The organism is Streptomyces sp. CG 926 (genome assembly GCF_003148825.1).
In the GTDB taxonomy this organism is placed as follows: domain Bacteria; phylum Actinomycetota; class Actinomycetes; order Streptomycetales; family Streptomycetaceae; genus Streptomyces.
In genome coordinates, this window is the sequence record NZ_QGGZ01000009.1 from 246,246 (window position 1) to 271,522 (window position 25,277).

The 25,277-nt window shown below is 72.5% G+C and carries 22 protein-coding genes; 4 read left to right on the forward strand and 18 right to left on the reverse strand.

What is annotated here, in order from left to right; all coding sequences use genetic code 11:
• Nucleotides 1-51 precede the first annotated feature (51 nt).
• From gatB to BCL76_RS24570, 11 genes are all read right to left on the reverse strand, one after another.
• Nucleotides 52-1,563, reverse strand: a complete 1,512-nt coding sequence (gatB, locus tag BCL76_RS24520; protein ID WP_030763817.1) for an Asp-tRNA(Asn)/Glu-tRNA(Gln) amidotransferase subunit GatB — start codon at nucleotides 1,561-1,563, stop codon at nucleotides 52-54.
• Between the two features lie 16 nt (nucleotides 1,564-1,579).
• Complete coding sequence (locus BCL76_RS24525; RefSeq protein WP_030763819.1) at nucleotides 1,580-1,825, reverse strand: hypothetical protein; 246 nt, start codon at nucleotides 1,823-1,825, stop codon at nucleotides 1,580-1,582.
• Nucleotides 1,822-3,315: an Asp-tRNA(Asn)/Glu-tRNA(Gln) amidotransferase subunit GatA gene (gene gatA, locus BCL76_RS24530; protein WP_109781560.1), complete on the reverse strand. Its 1,494-nt coding sequence runs from the start codon at nucleotides 3,313-3,315 to the stop codon at nucleotides 1,822-1,824. Before gatA ends, BCL76_RS24525 begins: the two co-directional genes overlap by 4 nt.
• Before the next feature lie 5 nt (nucleotides 3,316-3,320).
• Nucleotides 3,321-3,617 (reverse strand): Asp-tRNA(Asn)/Glu-tRNA(Gln) amidotransferase subunit GatC, encoded by a 297-nt coding sequence (gene gatC / locus BCL76_RS24535; RefSeq protein ID WP_030010586.1) that lies wholly within the window; start codon nucleotides 3,615-3,617, stop codon nucleotides 3,321-3,323.
• Between the two features lie 251 nt (nucleotides 3,618-3,868).
• Nucleotides 3,869-6,058, reverse strand: coding sequence for a putative bifunctional diguanylate cyclase/phosphodiesterase (locus BCL76_RS24540; protein ID WP_258309874.1), 2,190 nt, complete (start codon nucleotides 6,056-6,058; stop codon nucleotides 3,869-3,871).
• Nucleotides 6,059-6,455: 397 nt separating this feature from the next.
• Entirely contained in the window at nucleotides 6,456-8,657 is a 2,202-nt protein-coding gene (gene ligA, locus BCL76_RS24545; protein WP_109781562.1) for an NAD-dependent DNA ligase LigA, read from the reverse strand.
• 31 nt (nucleotides 8,658-8,688) lie between these two features.
• A complete protein-coding gene (locus BCL76_RS24550; RefSeq protein ID WP_109781563.1) occupies nucleotides 8,689-9,672 on the reverse strand; it encodes a methionine synthase in 984 nt (327 codons plus the stop codon).
• Nucleotides 9,669-10,358 (reverse strand): SDR family oxidoreductase, encoded by a 690-nt coding sequence (locus tag BCL76_RS24555; RefSeq protein WP_109781667.1) that lies wholly within the window; start codon nucleotides 10,356-10,358, stop codon nucleotides 9,669-9,671. Before BCL76_RS24555 ends, BCL76_RS24550 begins: the two co-directional genes overlap by 4 nt.
• 49 nt (nucleotides 10,359-10,407) lie before the next feature.
• Nucleotides 10,408-11,322: a hypothetical protein gene (locus BCL76_RS24560; RefSeq protein ID WP_109781564.1), complete on the reverse strand. Its 915-nt coding sequence runs from the start codon at nucleotides 11,320-11,322 to the stop codon at nucleotides 10,408-10,410.
• 74 nt (nucleotides 11,323-11,396) lie between these two features.
• Complete coding sequence (locus BCL76_RS24565; RefSeq protein ID WP_109781565.1) at nucleotides 11,397-11,741, reverse strand: DUF1330 domain-containing protein; 345 nt, start codon at nucleotides 11,739-11,741, stop codon at nucleotides 11,397-11,399.
• Between the two features lie 88 nt (nucleotides 11,742-11,829).
• On the reverse strand, nucleotides 11,830-12,855 hold the full coding sequence (locus tag BCL76_RS24570; protein WP_109781566.1) for a GlxA family transcriptional regulator: 1,026 nt from the start codon (nucleotides 12,853-12,855) through the stop codon (nucleotides 11,830-11,832).
• 128 nt (nucleotides 12,856-12,983) lie between these two features.
• Between BCL76_RS24570 and BCL76_RS24575 the strand changes: the two genes are divergently transcribed.
• A complete protein-coding gene (locus BCL76_RS24575; RefSeq protein ID WP_109781567.1) occupies nucleotides 12,984-13,907 on the forward strand; it encodes an NADP-dependent oxidoreductase in 924 nt (307 codons plus the stop codon).
• 235 nt (nucleotides 13,908-14,142) lie between these two features.
• Complete coding sequence (locus BCL76_RS24580) at nucleotides 14,143-14,439, forward strand: hypothetical protein (protein ID WP_146228419.1); 297 nt, start codon at nucleotides 14,143-14,145, stop codon at nucleotides 14,437-14,439.
• On the opposite strand, the gene BCL76_RS24585 is transcribed toward BCL76_RS24580, so the two are convergent.
• Nucleotides 14,387-17,182, reverse strand: coding sequence for a helix-turn-helix domain-containing protein (locus BCL76_RS24585; RefSeq protein WP_375137960.1), 2,796 nt, complete (start codon nucleotides 17,180-17,182; stop codon nucleotides 14,387-14,389). The genes BCL76_RS24580 and BCL76_RS24585 overlap by 53 nt on opposite strands.
• Here BCL76_RS24585 and BCL76_RS24590 point away from each other — a divergent pair.
• Nucleotides 17,145-17,918 carry a PE-PPE domain-containing protein gene (locus BCL76_RS24590; protein WP_181382702.1) on the forward strand — a complete coding sequence of 258 codons (774 nt, stop codon included), beginning with the start codon at nucleotides 17,145-17,147 and terminating at the stop codon, nucleotides 17,916-17,918. The genes BCL76_RS24585 and BCL76_RS24590 overlap by 38 nt on opposite strands.
• A gap of 94 nt (nucleotides 17,919-18,012) precedes the next feature.
• Here the strand turns inward: BCL76_RS24590 and mnmA are convergent, their stop codons facing one another.
• Nucleotides 18,013-19,146, reverse strand: coding sequence for a tRNA 2-thiouridine(34) synthase MnmA (mnmA, locus tag BCL76_RS24595; protein ID WP_030763856.1), 1,134 nt, complete (start codon nucleotides 19,144-19,146; stop codon nucleotides 18,013-18,015).
• Between the two features lie 61 nt (nucleotides 19,147-19,207).
• Between mnmA and BCL76_RS24600 the strand changes: the two genes are divergently transcribed.
• Entirely contained in the window at nucleotides 19,208-19,882 is a 675-nt protein-coding gene (locus tag BCL76_RS24600) for an N-acetylmuramoyl-L-alanine amidase (RefSeq protein ID WP_109781570.1), read from the forward strand.
• Here the strand turns inward: BCL76_RS24600 and BCL76_RS24605 are convergent.
• The 5 genes from BCL76_RS24605 to BCL76_RS24625 form a co-directional block, all read right to left on the reverse strand.
• Complete coding sequence (locus tag BCL76_RS24605) at nucleotides 19,875-21,038, reverse strand: cysteine desulfurase family protein (protein ID WP_109781571.1); 1,164 nt, start codon at nucleotides 21,036-21,038, stop codon at nucleotides 19,875-19,877. The two genes, BCL76_RS24600 and BCL76_RS24605, sit on opposite strands and share 8 nt — an antisense overlap.
• Nucleotides 21,039-21,143: 105 nt before the next feature.
• Nucleotides 21,144-22,001, reverse strand: coding sequence for a thioesterase family protein (locus tag BCL76_RS24610; protein WP_030763863.1), 858 nt, complete (start codon nucleotides 21,999-22,001; stop codon nucleotides 21,144-21,146).
• A 47-nt stretch (nucleotides 22,002-22,048) separates the two neighbouring features.
• Nucleotides 22,049-22,705, reverse strand: a complete 657-nt coding sequence (locus BCL76_RS24615; protein ID WP_030763865.1) for a trimeric intracellular cation channel family protein — start codon at nucleotides 22,703-22,705, stop codon at nucleotides 22,049-22,051.
• Between the two features lie 344 nt (nucleotides 22,706-23,049).
• Nucleotides 23,050-24,150, reverse strand: coding sequence for an ABC transporter ATP-binding protein (locus BCL76_RS24620; protein WP_109781572.1), 1,101 nt, complete (start codon nucleotides 24,148-24,150; stop codon nucleotides 23,050-23,052).
• Nucleotides 24,151-24,164: 14 nt separating this feature from the next.
• Nucleotides 24,165-25,229 (reverse strand): ABC transporter ATP-binding protein, encoded by a 1,065-nt coding sequence (locus BCL76_RS24625; RefSeq protein ID WP_030763869.1) that lies wholly within the window; start codon nucleotides 25,227-25,229, stop codon nucleotides 24,165-24,167.
• Nucleotides 25,230-25,277 lie beyond the last annotated feature (48 nt).

A 25,277-nucleotide genomic window follows, 5' to 3' on the forward strand; every position in this document is an offset into this window, starting at 1 on the left:
GACGGCCCCGCACCGGGAAGTCCGGTGCGGGGCCGTCGTACGGGGAAAGGACTACTCGGAGACGCCCAGGCGCTCCAGGATGAGCTCCTTGACGCGCGCCGCGTCGGCCTGGCCACGGGTGGTCTTCATGACCGCTCCGACCAGGGCGCCGACGGCGGCGATCTTGCCGCCGCGGATCTTGTCCGCGATGGCCGCGTTGCCGGCGATGGCCTCGTCCACGGCCGCGCCGAGCGCGCCCTCGTCCGAGACGACCTTCAGGCCGCGCTTCTCGACGACCTCGTCCGGGGTGCCCTCGCCGGCGAGGACGCCTTCGAGGACCTTGCGGGCCAGCTTGTCGTTGAGCGAACCGTCCGCGACCAGCGCCGCCACCCGGGCCACCTGCACCGGGGTGATCGGCAGCTCGTCGACGACGACGCCCTGCTCGTTGGCGTTACGGGCCAGCTCGCCCATCCACCACTTGCGCGCGGCGGTCGAGTCGGCACCGGCCTCGATGGTGGCGACGATGGAGTCCACCGCGCCCGCGTTGAGGATCGACTGCATGTCGTGCTCGGTGACGTCCCACTCCTCGCGGAGCCGGTTGCGGCGCACGCGCGGCATCTCGGGCAGACCGCCGCGCAGCTCCTCGACCCAGTCGCGGGCCGGGGCGACGGGGACCAGGTCGGGCTCCGGGAAGTACCGGTAGTCCTCGGCGTTGTCCTTGATGCGGCCGGCCGTGGTGGAGCCGTCCTCCTCGTGGAAGTGCCGGGTCTCCTGCACGATCGAGCCGCCCGACGAGAGCACCGCCGCGTGGCGCTGGATCTCGAAGCGGGCCGCGCGCTCCACGGAACGCAGGGAGTTGACGTTCTTGGTCTCCGAGCGGGTGCCGAACTCGGACTCGGGGGTCGGGCGCAGCGACAGGTTCACGTCGCAGCGCATCTGGCCCTTGTCCATGCGGGCCTCGGAGACGCCGAGCGCCTTGATGACCTCGCGCAGCTCGGCGACGTACGCCTTGGCGACCTCGGGGGCCCGCTCGCCCGCGCCCTCGATGGGCTTGGTGACGATCTCGATGAGCGGGATGCCGGCGCGGTTGTAGTCCAGCAGGGAGTGGGACGCGCCGTGGATACGGCCGGTGGCGCCGCCGACGTGCAGCGACTTGCCGGTGTCCTCCTCCATGTGGGCGCGCTCGATCTCCACGCGGAAGATCTCGCCGTCCTCCAGCTGGACGTCCAGGAAGCCGTTGAAGGCGATGGGCTCGTCGTACTGGGAGGTCTGGAAGTTCTTCGGCATGTCCGGATAGAAGTAGTTCTTCCGGGCGAAGCGGCACCACTCGGCGATCTCGCAGTTCAGCGCGAGGCCGATCTTGATGGCCGACTCGACGCCGATCGCGTTGACGACCGGCAGGGAGCCGGGCAGACCGAGGCAGGTCGGGCAGGTCTGCGAGTTGGGCTCGGCGCCCAGCTCGGTGGAGCAGCCGCAGAACATCTTGGTCTTGGTGCCGAGCTCGACATGGACCTCGAGGCCCATGACGGGGTCGAACGAGGCGAGAGCGTCCTCGTACGACAGAAGTTCGGTGAAGGTGGTCACGGTGAAACTTTCCCTCTCAGCCCAGCAGGACGTCGTCGTCGCCCAGGCGCTTCAGCTCGCGGTACAGGATCGCGAGGCCGGTGACGATGGCGGCGGCGGACACGGCGGCGTCGACCAGCTTCAGCACGTCGTGGTCGCTGCGGGCCTTCTTGACCTGCTTGATCACGCTGATCGCGCCGAAGGCGGTGGTGCCGATCGACAGGTAGGTGCCGGTCTTGGACTTCTTGAAGCCCTTGGCCTTGGTCAGTGCACTGGTGCTCACAGGGACGGTGCCTCCTCAAGCAGCGGGTGACCCCAGCGTGCGACGAAGGCGGCCTCGACGGCCGCACCGACCTTGTAGAGCCGGTCGTCCTTCATCGCCGGGGCGATGATCTGGAGCCCGACCGGGAGACCGTCCTCCGGTGCCAGGCCGCAGGGCAGCGACATGGCGGAGTTGCCGGCCAGGTTGGTCGGGATGGTGCACAGGTCCGCGAGGTACATGGCCAGCGGGTCGTCGGTGCGCTCGCCGATCGGGAAGGCGGTGGTCGGGGTCGTCGGGGAGACGATCACGTCGACCTTCTCGAAGGACTTCTCGAAGTCCTGCGTGATGAGCGTGCGGACCTTCTGGGCGGAGCCGTAGTACGCGTCGTAGTAGCCGGAGCTGAGCGCGTACGTGCCGAGGATGATGCGGCGCTTGACCTCGTCGCCGAAGCCGGCTTCGCGGGTCAGGGCGGTGACGTCCTCGGCGGACTTGGTGCCGTCGTCGCCGACGCGCAGGCCGTAACGCATGGCGTCGAAGCGGGCCAGGTTGGAGGAGCACTCGGACGGCGCGATCAGGTAGTACGCGGCCATCGCGAGGTCGAAGGAGGGGCAGTCCAGCTCGACGATCTCGGCGCCGAGCTCGCCCAGGAGCTCCACCGACTCGTTGAAGCGCTGGACGACACCGGCCTGGTAGCCCTCACCGGCGAACTGCTTGACCACACCGACGCGCATGCCGGCGACCGAGCCGTTGCGGGCCGCCTCGACGACCGGCGGGACCGGGGCGTCGATGGAGGTGGAGTCGAGCGGGTCGTGCCCGGCGATCACCTCGTGCAGCAGGGCCGCGTCCAGGACCGTACGGGCGCAAGGCCCGCCCTGGTCGAGGGAGGAGGAGAAGGCCACCATGCCGTAGCGGGATACACCGCCGTACGTGGGCTTCACGCCGACCGTGCCGGTGACCGCGGCGGGCTGGCGGATGGAGCCGCCGGTGTCCGTGCCGATGGCGAGCGGGGCCTGGAAGGCGGCGAGGGCTGCCGCGGAGCCGCCGCCGGAGCCGCCGGGGATCCGGGTGAGGTCCCAGGGGTTGCCGGTGGGGCCGTAGGCGCTGTTCTCGGTGGAGGACCCCATGGCGAACTCGTCCATGTTGGTCTTGCCGAGGATGACGACGTCGGCTTCCTTCAGCTTGCGCGTCAGGGTGGCGTCGTAGGGCGGGATCCAGCCTTCGAGGATCTTCGAACCGACGGTCGTCGGGACCCCGACGGTGGTGAAGATGTCCTTGAGGGCGAGGGGGACGCCGGCCAGCGGGCCGAGCTTCTCGCCGGCCGCGCGCTTGGCGTCAACGGCGCGGGCCTGGGCGAGCGCGCCCTCGCGGTCCACGTGCAGGAAGGCGTTGACCTTCTCGTCGGTGGCGTCGATGCGGGCCAGGTGGGCCTCGGTCACCTCGACGGCCGTGAGCTCGCCCGAGGCGATCTTCTCGGCGGTCTCGGCGGCCGTGAGCTTGATGATGTCGACCATGATTGTTAGTCCTCCCCCAGGATCTGCGGCACCTTGAAACGCTGCTGCTCCTGGGCGGGAGCACCGGAGAGCGCCTGCTCGGGGGTGAGCGACGGACGGACCTCGTCCGCGCGCATGACGTTGGTCAGCGGCAGCGGGTGGGAGGTCGGCGGGACGTCTTGGTCGGCGACCTCGGAAACGCGGGCGACCGCGCCGATGATGTCGCCGAGCTGTCCGGCGAAGTGATCCAGCTCGTTGCTGGACAGCTCAAGGCGCGCCAGCCGAGCGAGGTGGACGACCTCCTCGCGCGTAATGCCAGGCATGCAGCGATCCTCTGGGGGTGGGTGGATGTTTCGTTTCGGACCCAATCCTATGGGGCGCGGCCCCCGGCCTGCGAAACGGTTTGGCGGATGCGGGAACGGGGGCGTGCGCGGACCGCTGCGCGGGGCTCGCCCGGGCTCGCCCGGGTCCGCCCGGAGCGCGCCGCGATCGCCGGTGCGGCGCACAGGACCGGGGCTCCGCCCCGGACCCCGCGCCTCGAACGCCGGCGGGGCTGATTGCAGCCCGGCAGCGGTCAGACCGCGTCGGCCTCGGCCGCCGCCAGTTCCGCGGTGATGTCCGCCGGGCGGCGCCAGCCGCGCTCGCCGCGGGCCAGCAGCCAGGCGGTGGCCTCCTGCGGCGGCATGGCGGCGGCGACCAGCCAGCCCTGGACGGCGTCGCAGCCCAGGTCCCGCAGCCGCTCCCACGTCTCGTCGTCCTCCACGCCCTCCGCCACGACCAGCAGGCCCAGCGAGTGCGCCAGGTCCACCGTGCAGCGGACGATCTCCGCGTCCTGCGTGTCGACCGCCAGTCGGCCGACGAACGACCGGTCGATCTTCAGCTCGCTGACCGGCAGGCGGCGCAGGTGGACGAGCGAGGAGTAGCCGGTGCCGAAGTCGTCCAGGGACATCTTCACGCCGTGGCCGGTGAGCCCGGCCATGGTGTCGGCCGCCCGCTGGGGGTCCTCCAGCAGGACGTGTTCCGTTATCTCCAGCTGCAGCCCGCTCGCCGGGACCCCGTGGCGGGCCAGTCTCGCGGCGACCGCGCCTGCGAAGCCCGGGGTGTGGACGTCGCGGGGCGAGACGTTGACGGCGACCGGGACCTTGAGGCCCTGGGCCCGCCACCGCGCCACCTGGGCGAGGGCCGTCTCCAGTACGTACTCGGTCAGGTGCGGCATCAGCCCGGAGGTCTCGGCGATCGCGATGAACTCGTCCGGGGACACCCGTCCACGTTCCGGATGCACCCAGCGCACCAGGGCTTCGAGCCCGGCGACCTGGCCGTCGAAGCGGACCTTCGGCTGGTAGTGGAGTTCCACTTCCCCGGCGTCCAGGGCCCTGCGGAGGTCGCCGAGGAGACCCAGCCGGTCGGGGGTGTTGCTGTCCCGCTTGGACTCGTACACCTCGACGCCCGTCCGGTCGCGCTTCGCCTGGTACATCGCGACGTCCGCGCGCCGCAGCAGCCCCTCCGCGTCGAGCGCGTGGTCGGGGAAGACGGCGAGGCCCGCGCTGGCCTCCAGGACGAGCGTGAGGCCGTCCAGGTCGAGGGGGGAGCTGAGCTCCGCGACCAGGTGGCGGGCGATGCGCTGGGCGCTCGTGGTGGAGTCGGCGAAGGGGAGCAGCACGGCGAACTCGTCGCCGCCGAGCCGGGCCGCCTCGGCGTCCTCGGGCAGGGCCTGACGCAGCCGTTCGGCGATCTGGAGCAGCAGACGGTCGCCGGCCAGGTGCCCCAGGGTGTCGTTGACCGCCCGGAAGCGGTCCAGGTCGATGAGCACGAGGGCGGCCCGGGTGCCGGAACGTTCGGCCTCGTCCAGGGCGGACCAGGCCCGCTCCAGCAGCCACTGCCGGTTGGGCAGTCCGGTCAGCGGGTCCCGCAGCTGTTCCTCGGCGCGGGCCCGGGCGATCCACAGGGTGGAGTCCAGTGCGATCAGCGGTACGGCGAACAGCGGCAGCAGGACCGGCCTGCTGACGGCGACCACGCAGATGAGGGGGGCGATGCCGAGCAGCGCCACCGCTACTAAGGCGTGGCGGAGCAGGACGGTGCGGGCGACGGTGGGCAGCCCGTCGCCGCGCGGGGCCAGCGCGACCCAGAGCAGGAACCGGGTGGCGAGCAGGTAGGCGACGGCGACGAGGACGATCTCGGGGATCGCCTCCAGCCCCCAGAAGGCGGGGAGCCAGGGGTCCTCGACGGAGGGCACCTCGCCGAAGGCGGCGAGGACGAGGGCTCCGGCGCCGATGCCGAGGATGTCCACGGAACCGTGCAGCAGCCCCTGCCGCCAGCGGTGCCGGCGCGCGGCCCCCACCAGGGAGACCACGGCCAGCGAGACGAGTCCGGCGGGGACCCAGCCGTAGAGGATGAGCACGCCGAGGGTCAGGGCCGCGCCCGATCCGGTGCCGCCCCACCAGCGGTCGCGGCCGAGGGCGACGAGGTGGCCGACGATGATGCCGGTGAGGAGGGCCAGGGCCCAGCCGACCGGCCCGCCGGGGAACAGCGCATGACGACCGCTCAGCGCGGAGACGATGCCGATGGTGAGCACCGTGACGGCGAGACCCACGACGATGAAGGGCAGCGCGCCGCGCCGCTCCTGCCCGCCCGCGCCGGTGGGGACCGGTCGGGTCTCCGGTGTCCTGGCACCCAGGAGACCGAGCCTGCCCGTCCTGCCCGCCCGCATGGACGGGATTTCCCCGCCGAATTCAGGTGACGGGTCGGCGCTTTCGGTGGGTTTCATGCCCGTACCTCTCACAGCCGGCGATGCCGATGTCACGCGATGGCCCCGATGTCATGCCACCACGGCCGAAATCGCATCCTGCGGCCGTGCACGACAGGCGCACCCCTCAACAGTAGGACGCGCGAGGCTCCCAGGGGCAGCGGTCGGCAGTGGTTGCCCGAATGCGACCCAGCCATCCTCATCAGTACGGTATCCGCCGAACGGGTGAGTTCGGACCGGGCCCCCCGGTCACCCATCCGATGATCCGACAGCTCACCGGCCTGCGACCAGCCTTGTACCGGCCGTTTACCACCGTTCGCCGCGCCTGGCGTGCGCCCGCCCGTACGGCCGCACGCCACGCATCCGTTCGCCTTCGCTACTCCCCTTCGGCGATCCTTCGGCGATTCCCCCCTCGGTACTACTGCGCTCCGCCCTCGCCGTCCACCGGGAGCGCGGCCTCGCGTGCCGCGTCCGGCCCCTGCTCCAGCAGGACGGCGAATCCGGCGTCGTCGAGGACCGCGAGCTTCAATTGCATGGCCTTGTCGTACTTCGAGCCGGGGTTGTCACCGACCACGACGAAGGAGGTCTTCTTCGACACGGACCCGGTGACCTTGGCGCCGCGGCTCTGCAGCGCCTCCTTGGCGCCGTCGCGCGTGTGGCTCTGCAACGTGCCGGTGACGACGACGGTCAGTCCCTCCAGCGGCCGCGGTCCCTCCTCCTCGGCGGAACCTTCCTCCTCCATCCGGACCCCGGCCGCCCGCCACTTGCGCAGGATCTCCTGGTGCCAGTCGACGGCAAACCACTCCTTGAGGGAGGCGGCGATGATCGCGCCGACGCCCTCGGTGGCCGTCAGCTCCTCCTCGGTGGCCTGCTCGATGCGCTCGATCGACCGGAACTCCCGGGCGAGGGCCTCGGCGGCGACCGGTCCCACATGGCGGATGGACAGGCCGTTGATGATGCGGGCGAGCGGGCGGTCCTTGGCGGCGGCGATGTGCTCCAGCATGGACAGGGCGTTCTTCTTCGGCTCGCCCTTCTGGTTGGCGAAGACCGTGACGATCTTCTCCTCGCCGGTCTTGGGATCCCGCTTGGGCAGCCCGCTGTCCGGATCCAGGACGTACGCCTTGATGGGCAGCAGTTGCTCGATGGTCAGGTCGAAGAGGTCGCCCTCGTCCAGCAGCGGCGGCGTCGCGGGCTCCAGCGGGCCGGTCAGCGCGGCCGCCGCCACCATGCCGAAGTTCTCGATGTCCAGGGACTGCCGGCCCGCCAGGTAGGCGATCCGTTCGCGCAACTGGGCCGGGCAGGTCTGGCCGTTGGGGCATCTGACGTCGATGTCCCCCTCCTTCATGGGCCGCAGCTCCGTCCCGCACGCGGGACAGTCGGCCGGCATCACGAACTCCCGCTCGGTGCCGTCGCGCAGGTCCACCACCGGTCCGAGGATCTCGGGGATGACGTCGCCCGCCTTGCGCAGGACCACGGTGTCCCCGATGAGGACGCCCTTGGCCTTGACGACCTCCTGGTTGTGCAGGGTCGCGAACTCCACCTCGGAGCCCGCCACCTTCACCGGCTCCACCTGCGCGTACGGGGTCACGCGGCCGGTGCGGCCGACGCCGACCTTGATGTCGATCAGCTTGGTGTTGACCTCCTCGGGCGCGTACTTCCAGGCGATGGCCCAGCGCGGGGCGCGCGCGGTGGAGCCGAGCCGGCCCTGGAGGGCGATCTCGTCGAGCTTGACGACCACGCCGTCGATCTCGTGCTCCACCGAGTGCCGGTTCACGCCGAAGTCCGCGATGAAATCCCGGACCTCGGCGAGCGTGGCGACCACCTTGTTGTGTCGCGCGGTCGGCAGACCCCACTCGTGGAGCAGCTCGTACGCCTGCGACTGGCGCTCGATCTCGAAGCCTTCGCGGGCGCCGATGCCGTGCACGACCATGTGCAGCGGGCGGCTCGCGGTGACCTTGGGGTCCTTCTGCCGCAGCGAACCGGCCGCCGCGTTGCGCGGGTTGGCGAAGGGCTTGCCCTCCGCCTCCACCAGACGGGCGTTGAGCTCCTGGAACTTCTCCATCGGGAAGTAGACCTCGCCGCGGATCTCGACCAGGGCCGGGATCCGGTCGCCCTTCAGCCGGTCCGGGATCTCGGCGATGGTGCGGACGTTGGGCGTGATGTCCTCACCGGTGCGGCCGTCGCCGCGGGTGGCCGCCCGGGTCAGGCGGCCGTTCTCGTAGGTGAGGTTGACGGCGAGGCCGTCCACCTTGAGCTCGCACAGGTAGTGGTAGTCCGAGGTGTTCACGTCCCGGGCCACCCGCTCGGCCCAGGCCGACAGTTCCTCGTCGTCGAAGGCGTTGTCGAGGGAGAGCATCCGCTCCCGGTGCTCGACGGAGGCGAAGTCCGTCTCGTACGCCCCGGCCACCTTCTGGGTGGGCGAGTCGGGCGTGCGCAGCTCCGGGTACTGCTCCTCCAGTGCCTCCAGCGAGCGCAGCAGCTGGTCGAACTCGGCGTCGCTGACGACCGGCTGGTCGTTCACGTAGTACCGGAAGCGGTGCTCCTCGACCTGCTCCGCCAGCAGTGCGTGCTGATCACGCACCGCCGTCGGTACTGCCGTGTCCTGCTGTTCGGCTGCCATGCCGTGTCCTCCCGTGGCCCGTCCTCGACCGTCACTCAGGGTTGTCGGCGAGCGACCTCGCCGCCCTGACGCAATGCGCCTGCACCGCGCGGGCGTAGGCGGGCGAAGCGCCCGCCAGACCGCACGACGGGGTGACCACGACGGACTCCGCCAGAGTCCCCGGGGCCAGCCCCAGCCTGCGCCAAAGCTTCCTGACACCCATGACGCTACCGCCCGGGTCCGACAACGGGGCGTCGGTGCCGGGCACCACTCCGGCGAAGAGTTTCGTGCCGCTCTCGACCGCTTCCCCGATGGCGTCGTCCTCGCGCTCGGTGAGCAGCGAGAAATCGAACGACACACCCGTGGCGCCGGCCCTGCGGAGCAGCGCGAAGGGGACCTCGGGCGCGCAGGAGTGCACCACGACCTCCCCGTCGTGGACGGCGAACAGGTCGCGCAGCGCGCCCTCGACCACCTGCCGGTCGACGGCGCGGTAGGTGCGGTAGCCGCTCGCGGAGCGGACCCGGCCGAGCAGTACGGCGGTCAGGGAGGGCTCGTCGAGCTGCAGCACGATCTGCGCCCCGGGAATGCGCTTGCGTACGTCGGCCAGGTGCTCGCGCAGGCCCTCGGCCAACGATCCGGCCAGGTCCCGGCAGGCTCCCGGGTCCTGCAGCATGGCTTCGCCGCCGTGCAGTTCCAGGGCGGCGGCCAGCGTCCACGGTCCGACGGCCTGGACCTTGAGCCTGCCCGTGTAGCCCTGGGTGAACTCCTCCAGCGCGTCGAGGTCCTCGCCGAGCCAGGACCGGGACCGCTTCGAGTCCCGTCCCGGGCGGTCGCTGATCCGCCAGCCGCTGGGCTCGACGTGGGCGTACATGTCGACGAGGAGGCCCAGGGACCGGCCGATCATGTCCGCGCCGGGCCCGCGGGCGGGCAGCTCGGCGAGGTAGGGGAACTCCTCGAAGGACCCGGTGACGGTCTTCGCTGCCTCGCGGGCGTCGCCGCCGGGCAGCGATCCGACGCCGGTGGCGCCGGCGCTCATCGGCCCGGCCGGACGCTCAGGTCGTTGACCTCGGCGTCGCGGGGCAGGTCGACGGCCATGACGATGGTGGTCGCCACCGACTCGGGGTCGATCCAGTCGGCCGGGTCGTAGTCCTTGCCCTCCTGGGAGTGCACCTTGGCCTGCATGGGGCTGGCGGTACGGCCCGGGTAGACGGAGGTGACGCGGATGCCGTGGGGCTTCTCCTCGCCGCGCAGCGAGTCGGCGAGGGCCTTGAGCCCGTGCTTGGAGGCGGCGTACGCGCTCCAGTCGGGGTGGGCGCTCAGCCCGGCGCCCGAGTTCACGAAGACGACGGTGGCCTTGGAGGCCCGCAGCGTGGGCAGCAGCAGCCGGGTGACCTCGGCGGGGGCGATCAGGTTCACGTTGAGCTGCTGGTGCCAGGTCTTGGGCCGGAGCTCACCGACCGGTCCGAGGTCGACGATCCCGGCGATGTGCAGCAGGGAGTCGATCCGCTCCGGGACGGCCTGCTTGGAGAACGCCCACGAGAGCCGGTCGGGATCGGCGAGGTCGCCGACGAGGGACGTGGCGCCGGGGTAACGGTCGACGAGCTCGCGGGCCCGGCCGGCGTCCCGGGCGAGGAGGACGAGGTCGTCGCCGCGGGCGTGCAGTCGGGCCGCGACGGCGGCGCCGATGCCGGAGCCGGCACCGGTGATCAAGTGAGTAGCCATACCGCCCATGCTCGCACCCCCGGACGGGCGCGGGGGCCGAAGCCCGAGGTCAGGTGCCGACGGCCGCCGTGTACGCCCGCTCGACGGCGGCGCGGGCGGCGGCCGCCCGCTGCCCGGTGACGGCGGGGGCGAAGCCATGGCCGATGGTGGCGTGCGGGAGGGCCGCCACGAGCCGGGCCCGTACGTCGCCCCGGGGCCCGGACCACCGCTCCAGGGCCTGGTCCCGTACGTCGGCCAGTGCGGCGGCGCGGTCCGGCGCGGGCGGGGCGAAGCGGCCGCCCGAGGCCCGCTCGTGCTCGGCCCAGCGGTCCTCCCAGAACTCCACGGTCCAGCCGGGCCAGCGGTCGGCGAGGGAGCCGGCGTGGGCGCGGGCCGTGTTCAGCCACCAGCCGACCCGGCGCCGCTCGGGGTCCACGTGGATGCCGGCGTCCGCGCGCAGCCGGTGGCTCCCGTGGTCCGGGGCGTCGCGGAGCCGGTCCAGCAGGGCGGGTCCCTCCTCGACGGGGTGGTCGTCGATGTCGGCGAGCACATGGCAGCGGTCCGCGCCGACGGTGACCACGACGACCAGCGGATCGGGGTCGTCCAGCTCCTCGTCGTCCTGCTCCAGCGCCGGGCCGGGGTACACGTCGGTGTCACGCTCCCCCGGGTCGAGCCCGAGGTGGGCCCGCAGCCCGGTCTGGCCGTCGTGGAGCCAGCGCACCTCCCAGCCCGGCCAGGCGCACCTCAGCAGCTCCAGAGTGGCGGCCCGGGTGCGCAGGGAGGCGATGGGCCCCTCCCGGGCGAAGAGGAGCAGGAGCCGGCGGGCGTCGTCGGCGAGGACGCCCGCCTCGACCATGTCGTCGGGGTACCAGTCGTCCTCCCGTACGTGGCCGCGCAGGAAGGGGAGCGCCACCTCCGGCCCGGCCAGCAGGTCGAGGTCCAGTCCGACGGCGCCGTACGAGGAGCGATGGCGGGTGTGGCCCACAAGATCACTGGGGCCACCCGGGCCACCGGCGTGATCGGGGCCCGAGAGCACGAACACGGCGCGGTTGCCCACCGTCAGAGCCCCGCGGCCTCGCGCAGGGCGGCCGCCGTCTTCGAGGCGTCGTAGTCGGCCGGGACCCCCTCGACCAGGATGACCTCTCCGGCGATGTGGTCGGTGCGCAGCGGGAGGATGGCCCGGTAGGCGTCGGAGGCGTACCAGGCGCGGGCGTTCTCCATGTCCGGGAAGCCGATCATGACGACGGTGCCGGGGAAGGGGCCTTCCAGGACCTCGACCTCCTTGCCGTGGACCAGGAAGCGGCCGCCGAAGGGGTCCAGGGTCGACTGCATCGCCTCGATGTACCGGAGGATGTCCTCGTTCATGGTCTCGGGACGAAGGTGGGCGATGGCGTACGCGGTCATGGTCTGCTCCCCTGTGAACCGACCCGTCGGTCCGGGCCGTTGATCCGATCCTGTCAGGGCGCGCCCCGGGTGGCGATTACCTCGCAGGTCACGCCGATGCGGGCTGGAAGGTGCGCCGGTAGGCGATCGGGGAGACACCGAGTGTGGAACGCATGTGCTGGCGCAGGGAGTTCGCCGAGCCGAAACCGGCCCGGTGGGCCACGAGATCGACCGGCAGGTCGCTGGACTCCAGCAAGTGGCGGGCCAGCTCCAGGCGTTGCGCGGTGAGCCATTGCACCGGGGTCATGCCGACCTCGTCGCGGAAGCGCCGGGTGAAGGTGCGCAGGCTCATCCGGGCGTGCGCGGCCAGCTCGCCGAGGGTGACCGGTTCGGCGAGGCGTTCCAGGGCCCAGGCGCGGGTGGCGGTGGTGGTGGCGACGGTCGGTTCGGGGACGGGGCGGTCGATGTACTGGGCCTGGCCGCCGTCGCGCCAGGGCGGGACGACGCACATGCGCGCGGCCCGGTTGGTGACGGCGACACCGTGGTCGCGGCGGATCATGTGCAGGCACAGGTCGACCCCGGCGGAGACGCCGGCCGAGGTCAGGACGTCGCCGTCGTCGACGAAGAGGACGTCCTCGTCGATGCGCACCCTCGGGTAGGCGCGGCGGAACTCTCGGGCGAGGTTCCAGTGAGTGGTCGCGGGACGGTCGTCGAGCAGGCCGGCGGCGGCGAGCACGTAGGAGCCGGTGCATATCGACACGAGGCGGGTGCCCGGGCGGATGCGGGCGATGGCCGCGGCGACCGCGGGCGGCAGCGGCCCGCCGAGGGCGAGCTCCGGCATGGCGTGGGTGGGCGGGACGATCACGGTGTCGGCGGCGGCGAGGACCTCGGGCCCGGCGGCGGGCTGGAGGGTGAAGCCGGAGTCGCTGAGCACGGGGGCGCCGTCGGCGGTGCAGACGACGACCTCGTAGAGGCCCTCGCCGTCCTCGCCCACGGCGCTGCCGAAGACCCGGGAGGGAATGCCCAGCTCGAACGGGGGGAAGCCCGGCAGGGCGAGCACCGCGACGAGGTGCCGTCCGTCCGTGCCGCTCCCGGGGCGGGCCGTGTGCTCGGCGTGTTCCCGCGTCTCGCTCATGGCCAGATCCTGTCACATAGTGGCCAAACGGCCAACACCGCCGAGGGGTGCCCTGCCTGAATCTGGGACACGTCGCCGGGAAAAAGACCCGGATCCCGACACCTGCGGATGGAATGAGGCGGACAGAAATGCGCGCGATCGTCGTGAACGAGTGGGGCGGCCCGGAGAACCTGGTCGAGCGGGAGATCGACCGGCCCGAGCCCGGTCTGGGCGAGATCCTCGTCCGGGTCCACGCGGCCGGCGTCAACCCCGTCGACTGGAAGACCCGGGACAGCGGAGCTCTCATCGCCTGGGGTGAGCACCCGATCGTCGGCTGGGACGTCTCCGGCACCGTCGAGGCGGTCGGCCCCGGCGTGACCCTCCACTCCCCCGGCGACGAGGTCTACGGCATGCCGCACTTCCCGCGGCAGGCGGGCGGCTACGCCGAGTACGTGACCGCCCCGGCCCGGCACTTCGCCACCAAGCCGGCCGCGCTGGACCACGTGCAGGCCGCGGCGCTGCCGCTGGCCGCGCTGACCGCCTGGCAGGCCCTGGTGGACACGGCCGGGGTGAGCGCCGGACAGCGCGTCCTGGTGCACGCGGCGGCCGGCGGGGTCGGCCACCTGGCGGTGCAGATCGCCAAGGCCCGCGGCGCGTACGTGATCGGCACCGCGAGCGCGGGCAAGCACGCGCTGCTGCGTGAGCTCGGCGCCGACGAGGTGATCGACTACCGCACCACGGACTTCGAGGACGCCGTCGCCGACGTGGACGTCGTGATCGACGCCGTCGGCGGGGAGTACACGCAGCGCTCGCTGAAGGTCCTCAAGGCCGGCGGCCACCTGGTGACCCTGCCCGGCCCCGACTCCCTCCCGGCCGACCCGCAGGGCGTGCACGCCTCCTGGGTCCTGGTGGAGCCGGACCTGGGCGGTCTGCGGGAGATCGCGGCGCTCGTCGAGCAGGGCCTGCTGAAGCCGCTGGTGGACACGGTGCTGCCGCTGGAGCAGGCGGCGAAGGCCCACGAGATCGGCGAGCAGGGCCGCACCACCGGCAAGATCGTCCTGACCGTCGCCTGAGCGCGGCACGTCCGGGCCCGTCCGAGCCCTCATGCCCGGCAGGTCCGGCAGGTCCGGCAGGTCCGGCAGGTCCGGCAGGTCCGGCAGGTCCGGCAGGTCCGGCAGGTCCGGCAGGTCCGGCAGGTCCGACGTATTCCGCCCGCCGCCCCGGCACGACGCCGGGGCCGGCGGGCGGCCGCGTCCCTCGGGCCGCCCCGCCCGTCCGCACCCGGACACGTCGGTGCAGAATCCGGCCATGGAGCATTCGCAGCGACACATGTACGAGGTGGTCGACGCGCTCGTCCGGGCCGGCAGCAGCTTCCGCCCGCGTCCGCCCGGCTTCGGCGACGACCCGTTCTGGCTGACCAAGGGCGACCCGCACTGCTACATGGAGACGCCGATCGACTTCGCCGTGGCCAGGTCCGTACCGGGTCATCCCGTGGACCTCGCCCTCGACGAGGACAACGACATGATCTTCTGCAGGCACTGCTGGACGGCGATCACCGGACCGGACCATCGCCCGGAGACGATGTGGAGATCACCGAGCGCGTGAGCCCTCCACCGGCCCCTCCACCAGCGGCCGCGCGGGTGGGCCGGCCGCGCAGGTGGCGCTGGAGCCGCGCGTGGCGGAACTGGTAGACGGCGCCGACCTGGCGCAGCACACCGCGCCGGTAGGCGTCCTCCAGGAAGGCGATCGTCGCCCAGGGGAGGCGTCCGGTCAGCGGCAGCCAGATCCGCGTCAGGAGCAGCCACTGGCCCCAGGCCGTGAAGGCCAGGACGTAGGAGAGCGCGCCGGCCACCCCGCCCACGGCGCCGAGCGCGAGCCCGTCCGCCATCGGCCAGGTCAGGGGGCCGAGGATGCCTTGGAGCAGCTCGGTCATGAGCCGGCCGCCGAAGGCGATCACCACGGTGAGCATCGGTGCGAGGAAGAGCGCCTGGCGCACCACGATGCTGCGGTTGACGGCCAGCAGGTCCGTCGGGGTGGCGGCGGAGCCGAGGTCGATGGGGGTCTCCAGGGTCGCCACGAGCCCGAGGACGAGCCCTCCCGCCAGGGCGAAGACGAGCCCGTACATGAGGCAGTTGACGGCCGTCGCCTCGATCACCGCCGCGTCGACCAGCACCCGGCCGTACGTGAGCTGCGCCCCGACGGTGAAGGCGAGCCCGCAGCCGAGGCCCATCACGAGCCCGCCCAGCAGCCCGGCCGGGACCAGGGTGGCGAACCGGCGGGAGCTCGGTGCGACGCCGCGCCGGCGGCGGCCGGGCAGCCGGATCCGCACCCGGGAGGGTTCGAACGCCCGGATCCCGAGCACGGCCATGAGCCCGTAGACCAGCCCGAAGGCGAGGCCCACGGCGGGGCCGAACAGCAGGGCGTCCAGCAGGCCCGTACCCAGGGCGAACGCGGCGCCGCGGCCGGCCAGCAGGTTCTTGGCCGGGAAGACCAGCCAGTCGGCGAGGGCGGTGACCAGCGAGCAGGCCAGGACGACCGCCAGGATCCGCGAGGGCAGCCGCAGCGAGTCGCGCAGCTGCCACCACGCCAGGTCCTGGCCCGCACGGCGCTCGGGCCGGTCCAGGTGGTCGGCGAGGTGTCCCAGGTAGCGCCGGGCGCGCTGCGGGTCCCAGCTACGGGGCCTGCGTGCGGGTCGCGCGCCCGGGACGGCCGTGGGCAGGTGCTGGTAGACGCTCGGCACGAAGCCGGCCAGCAGGTGCTCCTCGATGGCCTCCGGACTCGGGAAGCGGGCCTCGTCCAGCAGCGCGGCCGGGTCCTGGGCCGGGGTGTCGCTGTAGGCGGTCCGGGCGAGCAGGACCATCAACGGGGTGCTCAGGACGGCCCTGAGGCGGGCGCCGGGCCCGCCGTCCGGGTCGGTGCGCAGCCGCTCCAGGACGGGGTCCCAGCCGGTGGCGGCCCGTTCCTGCCCGTCGGCCGGCGCGCTCGGGCGCGCGGTGCGGGGCAGGTAGTGCAGCAGGTCGTCGGCGTCCAGGTCCAGCAGTTCGATGCCCGCGGTCCGGCGGAGCACCTCGACCCCGACGGCCTCGGCGAACTGCTCGGTGCGGCTGGTCAGCAGCAGGGGCAGTGAGCTCGCGTTGAGTTCGCGCAGGGCCACGCCCAGCAGCCCGGTGGCCATCTCGTCGAACCCGTCCAGGACCGGCAGGATCCATCCGGCGTCCACCAGGGCGGCGGCGAGGGTGGCTCCGCCGGGGGCGCGCGCGTCGAGGTTCGGGTGGTCGCGCAGCAGGCGGGCGATCAGCCAGTCGCGCAAGGTGGTGCCGGTCGGGTCCCACGATCCCATGCTGAAGACCACGGGCACGGGATCGCCGTCCGAGCGCGCGACCAGGTGGTCGAGGACGAACCGCAGAAGGAGGACGGTCTTGCCGGAGCCGGCCCGGCCGAGCACCACCAGCCGCCCGGACCGGACGCGCCGGTAGACGTCGGCGATGTCGGTGAGGCCGCCGGCCAGGGGCAGCGGGCCGCGGGCGGCGCCGGGCGGGGCGCCGCGGATGTTGTCCCAGTGGTCCAGCAGGTCGGCGGGGGCCGACCGCCACCGCACGGGCAGCGGGAAGGGGTCGTGGACGCGGCGCTGCTCCTCCTCGCGGATGCAGCGGGCGTAGACGTCGTGGGCGAGCGACTCGGCGGCCTCGGCCAGGGCGCCCCGGGACGTGGCCGGCGTGCGGTGCGGCACGGGCCGGGCCGGGCGGTCCGGTTCGGGCGCCCGTTCCGTCACCCGCTCCGCTTCGGGTACCGGCTCCCGCTCCGGTACGGGGTCCGGTACGGGCTCCGGTACGGGCGCGCGTGCGCCGCGTAGGTCCTCCCCGGGGGCCGCCGGCTTGCCCCGGTGGGCGGCCAGCAGGTCCGTCCAGAGCTCGTCCCGGTCGCGCTTCAGCTCGTCGGCCAACGCGTGCGCGACCTGTTTCACCGTTCCCATCCGGGCGTCGGTGGGCTTACCGGTCTCCAACCGGTGGATGGTGCGGACCCCGAGCCGGGACCGCTCGGCCAGTTGCTCCTGCGTCATCCCCGCCTCGTGCCGTAACCCGCGGAGCAACGCGCCGAACTGGCTGCCCACTTGTATGCCCTTCCCCCGACGACGGCCCTGCCACGTGTGTCCGATGTCCTCCCGAAACCCGGTCAAACCACGGGGCATCGTCGACCGGCCACATATGGCCGGTTGCGGGCATGGTCCCGCGACCAGCACGAACACCACGATGAGTGCCGGTCGCCGCACCCGACGCGGTGCCCGCCTTGACCCAGGGGAGTTGACCCGTATGTCCACCACGAAGCCGAACAGGCTCGCCCGCCGCATCAAGTCCGTCGTCGCGTCGACGGTCCTCCTGCTCGCCGGCGCCGTGGCCGCGCCGGCCACCGCGCACGCCGCCCCGGCGAACCACTACTACATCCAGATCGGCGGTACCGGGGCGGCCGCCGAGGCGCCCGGGTGCACCACGAGCTTCGAAGCCGCGAACCGGCATCTGAACGGGGGCATCGCGATTCCGGTCTGCTACGTGGCCAGCGGCGGCCCCTTCGTCGGGAGCCACAACGAACAGCCGGCCCCGTTCGCGCCGAGCTTCGGCGACAGCGTGAACCAGGGTTACTGGAACGCGAAGGCCGCCCTGGAGGACGCCTACCGGGCCGACCCGACGGCGACCTTCACCATCGCCGGTTACTCCCAGGGCGCGTGGGTCGGCGACCTGTTGCTGCAGACGATCGCGAACAACGGCACCGAGGTACCGCGCGACCGGGTCGACGGAATGCTCTACTCCGACCCCATGCAGCCGGGGACCGGCTTCTGGCGGCTGGTGCCCCGGGGGGTCCTGATCCCGTTCGTGGCGTACTCCCCCGGCACCGGGCCGGAGGTGTTCCCCGGTGTCCCGGTCCAGCGCCACTGCATCAAGACCGACGGGGTGTGCGACGCGACGTCCCTGGATTCCTTCCCCGGCTTCCTGCAGCAGCACCCGCGCTACTTCCGGGAGGGCGAGATCATCGCGAGCACGCTCGCGCAGCACGGCGCCGAGGGGACGGTCTGGTACCCGGCGGCCTGATCCGGGCGGCACGACGCACGAGCACGACGCCACAGCACGACGCCGCGGTCCGTCCCGGGGGGCGGGCCGCGGCGTCGTGCCGTGCAGACTCGGTTCAGACGGTGGCGGCGGCCCGCGTCGTGGTCGCGATGGTGGCCGAGCCGACCACGCGGGTGCCGTCGTAGAGCACGATCGCCTGGCCGGGGGCCACGCCCCGGACCGGCTCGGTGAAGGAGACGCGCAGCTCGCCGTCCACCACCTCGGCAAAGACCTCGGTCTCGCCGCCGTGGGCGCGCAGCTGGGCGGTGTAGGTGCCCGGGGCGGCGGCCACGGCTCCGCACCAGCGGGGGCGGATCGCGGTGAGCGCGGTGACGTCGAGGGCCTCGACGGGGCCGACGGTGACGGTGTTGTTCACCGGGGAGATGTCGAGGACGTAGCGCGGCTTGCCGTCGGGGGCGGGGTGCCCGATGCGCAGGCCCTTGCGCTGGCCGATGGTGAAGCCGAAGGCGCCGTCGTGGGTACCGACCTTCTCGCCGGTCGCCTCGTCGACGATGTCGCCCTCGGCCTTGCCGAGGCGGTTCGCGAGGAAGCCCTGGGTGTCGCCGTCGGCGATGAAGCAGATGTCGTGGCTGTCGGGCTTCTTCGCGACGGCCAGACCCCGCTCCTCGGCCTCGGCGCGGATCTCTTCCTTGGTGGTGAGGGTGTCACCGAGCGGGAAGAGGGCGTGGGCGAGCTGCTTCTCGTCGAGGACGCCGAGGACGTACGACTGGTCCTTGGCCATGTCGGAGGCGCGGTGCAGCTCTCGGGAGCCGTCCTCGTTCAGCACGACGGTGGCGTAGTGGCCGGTGCAGACGGCGTCGAAGCCGAGCGCGAGGGCCTTGTCGAGCAGCGCCGCGAACTTGATCTTCTCGTTGCAGCGCAGGCACGGGTTCGGGGTGCGCCCGGCCTCGTACTCGGAGATGAAGTCCTCGACCACGTCCTCGCGGAAGCGCTCGGCGAGGTCCCAGACGTAGAACGGGATGCCGATGACGTCGGCGGCCCGGCGGGCGTCGCGGGAGTCCTCGATGGTGCAGCAACCGCGGGCGCCCGTCCGGAAGGACTGCGGGTTCGCGGAGAGCGCGAGGTGGACGCCGGTCACGTCGTGCCCGGCTTCGACCGCGCGGGCGGCGGCGACGGCGGAGTCCACGCCCCCGGACATGGCGGCCAGGACGCGAAGGGGGCGGGCGGTGCGCGGCAGGTTCTCAGTCATAGCACCGTCCAGAGTACGGGGGAACCGAGCGGGGTCACAGCGCGTTATCGGGGTACGGGGGGTGGATCACATCGTCGAGCAGGGAAACAAGGGGAAGAAGTCGCCAGGGCGGACCCGCAGGGCCGTGCTCTTCGGCGGGCTCGGGGTCTTCGCGGTGGCGGCGGTGGCCGGCCGGGAGGAGATCGGCCGTGCCTGGTGGCTGATACCGGGAGTGGACAAGCCGCGCAAGGAGGGCGAGCTCGACCACGCGGGTGCGAGCTGGACGTCGGCCTCGCCGGCGAACTGGCGCAAGGCGGACCGCCCGGCCGACTATCGGGTGGACCGGATAGTCGTGCATGTCACACAGGGCGGCTTCGAGTCCTCGGTGGACGCCTTCAAGAACCCGTGGCACAAGGCGTCGGCGCACTACATCGTGCGCGGGGACGGGCACGTGGAGCAGATGGTGCGCGAGCTGGACGTGGCCTTCCACTCCGGGAACCGCTCGATGAACGAGCGCAGTGTCGGCATCGAGCACGTGGGCTTCGTGGACCGCCCGCAGGACTTCACGGACGCGATGTACGCCGCTTCGGCCCGGCTGGCGGCCGACGTCTGCCGCCGGTACGACATACCGGCGGACCGTACGCACATAGTCGGCCACTCCGAGGTCCCGGGCGCCGACCACACCGATCCCGGCCGACACTGGGACTGGAACCGCTACATCGGCCAGGTGCGGGCGGCGCTGGACGCTCCTAGCTGAGGCCGGCCGTGCGGGCACGCTCGACCGCCGGGCCGATGGCCGCCGCCAGGGCCGCCACGTCCTCCTTGGTGGAGGTGTGGCCGAGCGAGAAGCGCAGGGTGCCGCGGGCCAGCTGGGGGTCGGTGCCGGTGGCCAGCAGGACGTGGCTGGGCTGGGCCACGCCGGCGGTGCAGGCGGAGCCGGTGGAGCATTCGATGCCCTGGGCGTCGAGCAGGAGCAGCAGCGAGTCGCCCTCGCAGCCGGGGAAGCTGAAGTGGGCGTTGGCGGGCAGCCGCTCGTCGGGGTCGCCCCCGAGGACGGCGTCGGGCACGGCCGCGCGGACGGCGTCGACCAGTTCGTCGCGCAGGGCGCCGATCTCGGTGGCGAACCGCTCGCGCCGTTCGACGGCGAGCACGGCGGCCACGGCGAAGGCGGCGACGGCCGGCACGTCGAGGGTGCCGGAGCGGACGTGCCGCTCCTGGCCACCGCCGTGCAGGACGGGTACGGGGCTCTGGTCGCGGCCGAGCAGCAGTGCGCCGATGCCGTAGGGGCCGCCGACCTTGTGGCCGCTGACGGTCATGGCGGCGAGGCCGCTGTCGCCGAAGTGGACGTCGAGCTGTCCGAGGGCCTGGACGGCGTCGGAGTGCAGCGGGATCCCGGACTCGCGGGCGATGGCGGCCAGTTCGCGGACCGGCATGACGGTGCCGATCTCGTTGTTGGCCCACATGACGGTGGCCAGGGCCACGTCGTCGGGGTTGCGCTCGACGGCCTCTCGGAAGGCGTCGGCGTGGACCCGCCCGTAGCGGTCCACGGGGAGGTAGTCGACCTGCGCGCCCTCGTGCTCGGCGAGCCAGTGCACGGCGTCGAGCACGGCGTGGTGCTCGACGGGGCTGGCGATGATCCGGGTCCGGGCGGGGTCCGCGTCGCGCCGGGCCCAGTACAGGCCCTTGACGGCGAGGTTGTCGGCCTCCGTGCCGCCGGCGGTGAAGACCACCTCGCTGGGGCGGGCGCCGACCGCCTCGGCGAAGGCCTCACGGGCCTCCTCGACGGTACGGCGGGCCCGGCGGCCGGCGGCGTGCAGGGAGGAGGCGTTCCCCGTGGCGGCGAACTGCGCGGTCATCGCCGCGGCGGCCTCCGGCAGCATCGGGGTGGTGGCGGCGTGGTCGAGGTAGGCCATGATCCCCCGATTCTACGAGTCCACCGGTGGCCGCTTGCGCCGCGGGACCCCACGACGGCCGGCAGGGCGCTCCTGAGGAGCGCCCTGCCGGTGGGATGGGGAGCGTCAGGCCGGGCGCAGGGCGCGGGCCAGTTGGCGGGACTGCGCGACCAGGTGGTCCGACGAGTCCCAGACCTCGGCGTCCTCCTCCAGGAAGCCGCCGGCCAGGTTGCGGGTGGTGATGGACACCCGGAGCGGGCCGGGGGCCGGGCGGCGGCGGACGTGCGTGGTGAGTTCCACCGTCGGGGTCCAGGCCACCAGGCCGAGGTCGAAGGCGGTCGGCGGCAGCGCGTCGACGGCCAGGAGCATGGAGAGCGGGTCGGCGTCGCGGCCGTCGGCCAGCTCGAACCAGGCCCGCATCTCACCCTTGCCGGAGGGCGCGCCGACGGCCCAGCCGGCGGTGGCCGGGTCCAGCCGGAGTCGCAGCCGGTCCACGATGGCGGAGCTGCCGGGGATCGGGGCCGGGCCGGCCTCGGGGCCGATGCAGTCCTCGTAGGCGGGGATGGCGGGCGGCACGGCGACGGTGCGGACGTCGTCGGGCAGGGCCGCGAGGTCGCCGTAGGAGGCGATGACGCGGATGCGCTCGATCTCGGCGCCGCTCTCGTCGTACTGGAACAGCGAGGCCTGGCCGGTGGACAGGGTGCGGCCGATCCGGACGACCTCGGTGCGGATCACGGCGGGGCCGGGCACGGAGGAGGTCAGGTAGTGCGCGGAGACCGTGAAGGGGTCCGGGTGCGGGAGGGCCGCCGACAGGGCCCGGCCGACCAGGGCCAGCAGGTAGCCGCCGTTCACGGCGGCGATGATCGTCCAGCCGGCGGAGAGTTCCGCGTCGTACACCCCGGGCTCGCCCGCGCGTGCGGTGATGGCGGTGTCGCGGTCGAACTCACTGTCGCCGATGGAGGCCTTGGCAGCTGCGTGTGACATGTAAACGACGGTACACCGGCTTGCTACTAAGCGGTAGCTTTCTTTTGTTACGGCTCTTCGGCCACCGAGGAGCGCCTGTTCCAGGCCAGCGGCGCCCGCCAGTGGTAGCGCATGGCGAGGAGACGCAGGACGAAGGTGGTGACGATGGCGAGGCCGGTGGTGATGCCGTTGAGGGCGTGCAGGCTGATGAAGATCGCCACCATCGAGGCGCCGACCAGCGCGGGGACGGCGTACATCTCACGGTCGCGCAGCAGCGAGGGCACCTCGTTGACGAGCACGTCACGCAGGACGCCTCCGCCGACGGCGGTGGTGACACCGAGCGCCGCGGAGGCGGTCAGGCCGAGGCCGTACTCGTAGGCCTTGGTCGTGCCCGTCACGCAGAAGAGCCCGAGGCCGGCCGCGTCGAACACGTTGATGGCGTGGTTGATCCGCTGGACCTCGGGGTGCAGGAAATAGACGATCGCGGCGGCGACCAGCGGGGTCACGAAGAAGCTGAGTTCACCGAAGGCGGCGGGCGGCACGGCACCGATGACGAGGTCCCGGAAGAGACCGCCGCCCAGGGCCGTGACGAGCGCGAGGACGGCGATGCCGAAGACGTCGAAGTTCTTGCGTACGGCGAGGAGGGCGCCTGCGGTGGCGAAGACGAAGATGCCGGCGAGGTCCAGGGCATGCTGGATCCCGGGCGGGAAGAGATCGTGGAGCACCGGGCCATTGTCACCTGCGGCGGGCTCGGCGGAATGCGGGGCTCCACCGAGGTCGGGTGTGCCGCTCGGCTCCCGCCGGGTGAGGGTGCGCCTGCCGCTCCCCCCGGGTGAGGGTGCGCCTGCCGCTCCCCCCGGGTGAGGGTGCGCCTGCCGCGGCCCGCGGGCTGCCGACAGCGGACCGTGGTGCCGTGCGGCGCCACTGCCGGGGCTCCGCCCCGGACCCCGCGCCTCAAACGCCGGCGGGGCTGAAATCTCGCCTCGATCGCCGTCGGGGCGAGAGGGGTGCCGGAGTCGTCCGGTGGGGCCGAAGCCGCGCCGAAGGCGGTTTCGGCCCCAGCGGGCGGCTACTCCGTGGCCTTGGCCACCGCGTCCGCCGCGCCCGGCAGGGGCTGGTCGCCCGGCGCCTGGTCGGGGGCGTTCTCCGGGTGGTGGCAGGCCACCTGGTGGCCTGGCTTCAGCGCCAGCAGCGGCGGTTCCTTCGTCGCGCAGATCTGCGTGGCCTTCCAGCACCGGGTGTGGAAGCGGCAGCCGCTCGGCGGCGAGATCGGCGACGGAACATCGCCCTTGAGCAGGATGCGGCCGCTCTTGGCGCCGCGCCGCCTCGGGTCGGGCACCGGCACGGCCGACATCAGGGCCGTGGTGTAGGGGTGCATCGGCGCACCGTACAGCCCCTTGTTGTCGGCCAGCTCGACGATCTTGCCGAGGTACATGACGGCGATGCGGTCCGAGACGTGCCGGATGACCGACAGGTCGTGCGCGATGATCACGTAGGTGAGACCGAGCTCGTCCTGGAGGTCGTCCAGCAGGTTCACCACCTGGGCCTGGATCGACACGTCCAGCGCCGAGACGGGCTCGTCCGCGACCACCAGCTTCGGCTTCAGCGCCAGGGCCCGCGCGATGCCGATGCGCTGGCGCTGACCGCCGGAGAACTCGTGCGGGTAGCGGTTGTAGTGCTCGGGGTTCAGGCCCACGAGCGACAGCAGCCGCTGGACCTCCGCCTTGAGCCCGCCCTCCGGGGTGACCTTCTGGAGCCTGAACGGCGCGCTGACGATGGTGCCCACCGTGTGGCGGGGGTTCAGCGAGCCGTACGGGTCCTGGAAGATCATCTGCACGTCGCGGCGCAGCGGGCGCATGCCCGACACGCCGAGGTGCGTGATGTCCTTGCCCTCGAACTCGATGGAGCCGCCGGTCGGCTCCAGCAGCCGCGTGATCAGCCGACCCATGGTCGACTTGCCGCAGCCGGACTCGCCGACGATGCCGAGGGTCTCCCCGCGCCGGACGTCGAAGTCGAGGCCGTCGACGGCCTTGACCGCGCCCACCTGGCGCCGGATCAGTCCCTTGGTGATCGGGAAGTGCTTCGCCAGGCCGGTGACCTTGAGCAGGACCTCGGCCTCGGGGGACTCCTTGGCCTGCGCGGGAATGTCCACCGTCGCCGGCTTCTTCATGTCAGGCGTCTCGGTCACAGCTTCGGCGCAATCTCTTCGGTCCAGATCCGGGTCCGCTCGTCCTGCGACATGTGGCAGGCGGACCAGTGGCGGCTGTCGTCCTCGGTCAGCTCGGGCCGGACCGTACGCGTCACGTTGCCCTTGGGCACGTCGGCGTACGGGCAACGCGGGTTGAAGGCGCAGCCGTCGGGGATGTTGATGAGGCTGGGCGGGGAGCCCTTGACCGGGATGAGGCGCTCGCTCTGCTCGCGGTCGATGCGCGGCATCGAGCCCAGCAGGCCCCAGGTGTAGGGGTGGCGGGGCTCGTAGAAGACCTTCTCGGCCGTGCCCCGCTCGACGCACCGGCCGCCGTACATGACGAGGATCTCGTCGGCCATCTCCGCGACGACGCCGAGGTCGTGCGTGATCATGATGACGGCGGAGCCGAACTCCTTCTGCAGATCGCGGATCAGGTCCAGGATCTGCGCCTGCACGGTGACGTCCAGGGCCGTGGTCGGCTCGTCCGCGATCAGCAGGTCGGGGTTGTTGACCAGCGACATCGCGATCATCGCGCGCTGGCGCATGCCGCCGGAGAACTGGTGCGGGTAGTCGTCGACGCGCTTGCCCGGCTCGGGGATGCCCACGCGGTCGAGCATCTCGACGGCGCGCTTGCGCGCCGTCTTCTTGTCGACGTCGTTGTGGACGCGGTACGCCTCCACGATCTGGGAGCCGATCGTGTAGTACGGGTGCAGCGCGCTCAGCGGATCCTGGAAGATCATCGCCATGTCGCGGCCCCGCAGCCGGCGCACCTCCTCGGGATCGGCCGACAGCAGTTCCTTGCCGCCGAGCCAGATCTCGCCCGACATCTCGACGGTGGAGCGACTGGCGGTGCTCGCCCGGTGCAGGCCCATGACGGCCAGCGAGGTGACGGACTTGCCGGAGCCGGACTCACCCACGATGCCGAGGGTGCGGCCCTTCTCCAGCTGGAAGGAGAGCCCGTCGACGGACTTGACGACGCCGTCGTCGGTGGGGAAGTGGACCTTGAGGTCGCGTACGTCGAGGAAGGCCTCGGAGGGCGGGACGTCGCCCGGTCCCACCACGACGGCCGTGGCGGTGGCGGTGTGCGCGGCACGGTCGGCGGCGGCGGC

Bases quoted from the DNA above. Each gene is read 5' to 3' on its own strand.
- BCL76_RS24570 (WP_109781566.1), bottom strand. From the start codon at position 12,855: ATGAGCGAGACGCGGGAACACGCCGAGCACACGGCCCGCCCCGGGAGC.
- BCL76_RS24620 (WP_109781572.1), bottom strand. From the start codon at position 24,150: ATGAAGAAGCCGGCGACGGTGGACATTCCCGCGCAGGCCAAGGAGTCC.
- BCL76_RS24585 (WP_375137960.1), bottom strand. From the start codon at position 17,182: ATGCGGCGGGCGAGCCTGTTCGGCTTCGTGGTGGACATACGGGTCAAC.
- mnmA (WP_030763856.1), bottom strand. From the start codon at position 19,146: ATGACTGAGAACCTGCCGCGCACCGCCCGCCCCCTTCGCGTCCTGGCC.
- gatA (WP_109781560.1), bottom strand. From the start codon at position 3,315: ATGGTCGACATCATCAAGCTCACGGCCGCCGAGACCGCCGAGAAGATC.
- BCL76_RS24590 (WP_181382702.1), top strand. From the start codon at position 17,145: ATGTCCACCACGAAGCCGAACAGGCTCGCCCGCCGCATCAAGTCCGTC.
- gatC (WP_030010586.1), bottom strand. From the start codon at position 3,617: ATGCCTGGCATTACGCGCGAGGAGGTCGTCCACCTCGCTCGGCTGGCG.
- BCL76_RS24550 (WP_109781563.1), bottom strand. From the start codon at position 9,672: ATGAGCGCCGGCGCCACCGGCGTCGGATCGCTGCCCGGCGGCGACGCC.
- BCL76_RS24555 (WP_109781667.1), bottom strand. From the start codon at position 10,358: ATGGCTACTCACTTGATCACCGGTGCCGGCTCCGGCATCGGCGCCGCC.
- BCL76_RS24575 (WP_109781567.1), top strand. From the start codon at position 12,984: ATGCGCGCGATCGTCGTGAACGAGTGGGGCGGCCCGGAGAACCTGGTC.
- BCL76_RS24605 (WP_109781571.1), bottom strand. From the start codon at position 21,038: ATGGCCTACCTCGACCACGCCGCCACCACCCCGATGCTGCCGGAGGCC.
- BCL76_RS24540 (WP_258309874.1), bottom strand. From the start codon at position 6,058: ATGAAACCCACCGAAAGCGCCGACCCGTCACCTGAATTCGGCGGGGAA.
- BCL76_RS24580 (WP_146228419.1), top strand. From the start codon at position 14,143: ATGGAGCATTCGCAGCGACACATGTACGAGGTGGTCGACGCGCTCGTC.
- ligA (WP_109781562.1), bottom strand. From the start codon at position 8,657: ATGGCAGCCGAACAGCAGGACACGGCAGTACCGACGGCGGTGCGTGAT.
- BCL76_RS24565 (WP_109781565.1), bottom strand. From the start codon at position 11,741: ATGACCGCGTACGCCATCGCCCACCTTCGTCCCGAGACCATGAACGAG.
- BCL76_RS24610 (WP_030763863.1), bottom strand. From the start codon at position 22,001: ATGTCACACGCAGCTGCCAAGGCCTCCATCGGCGACAGTGAGTTCGAC.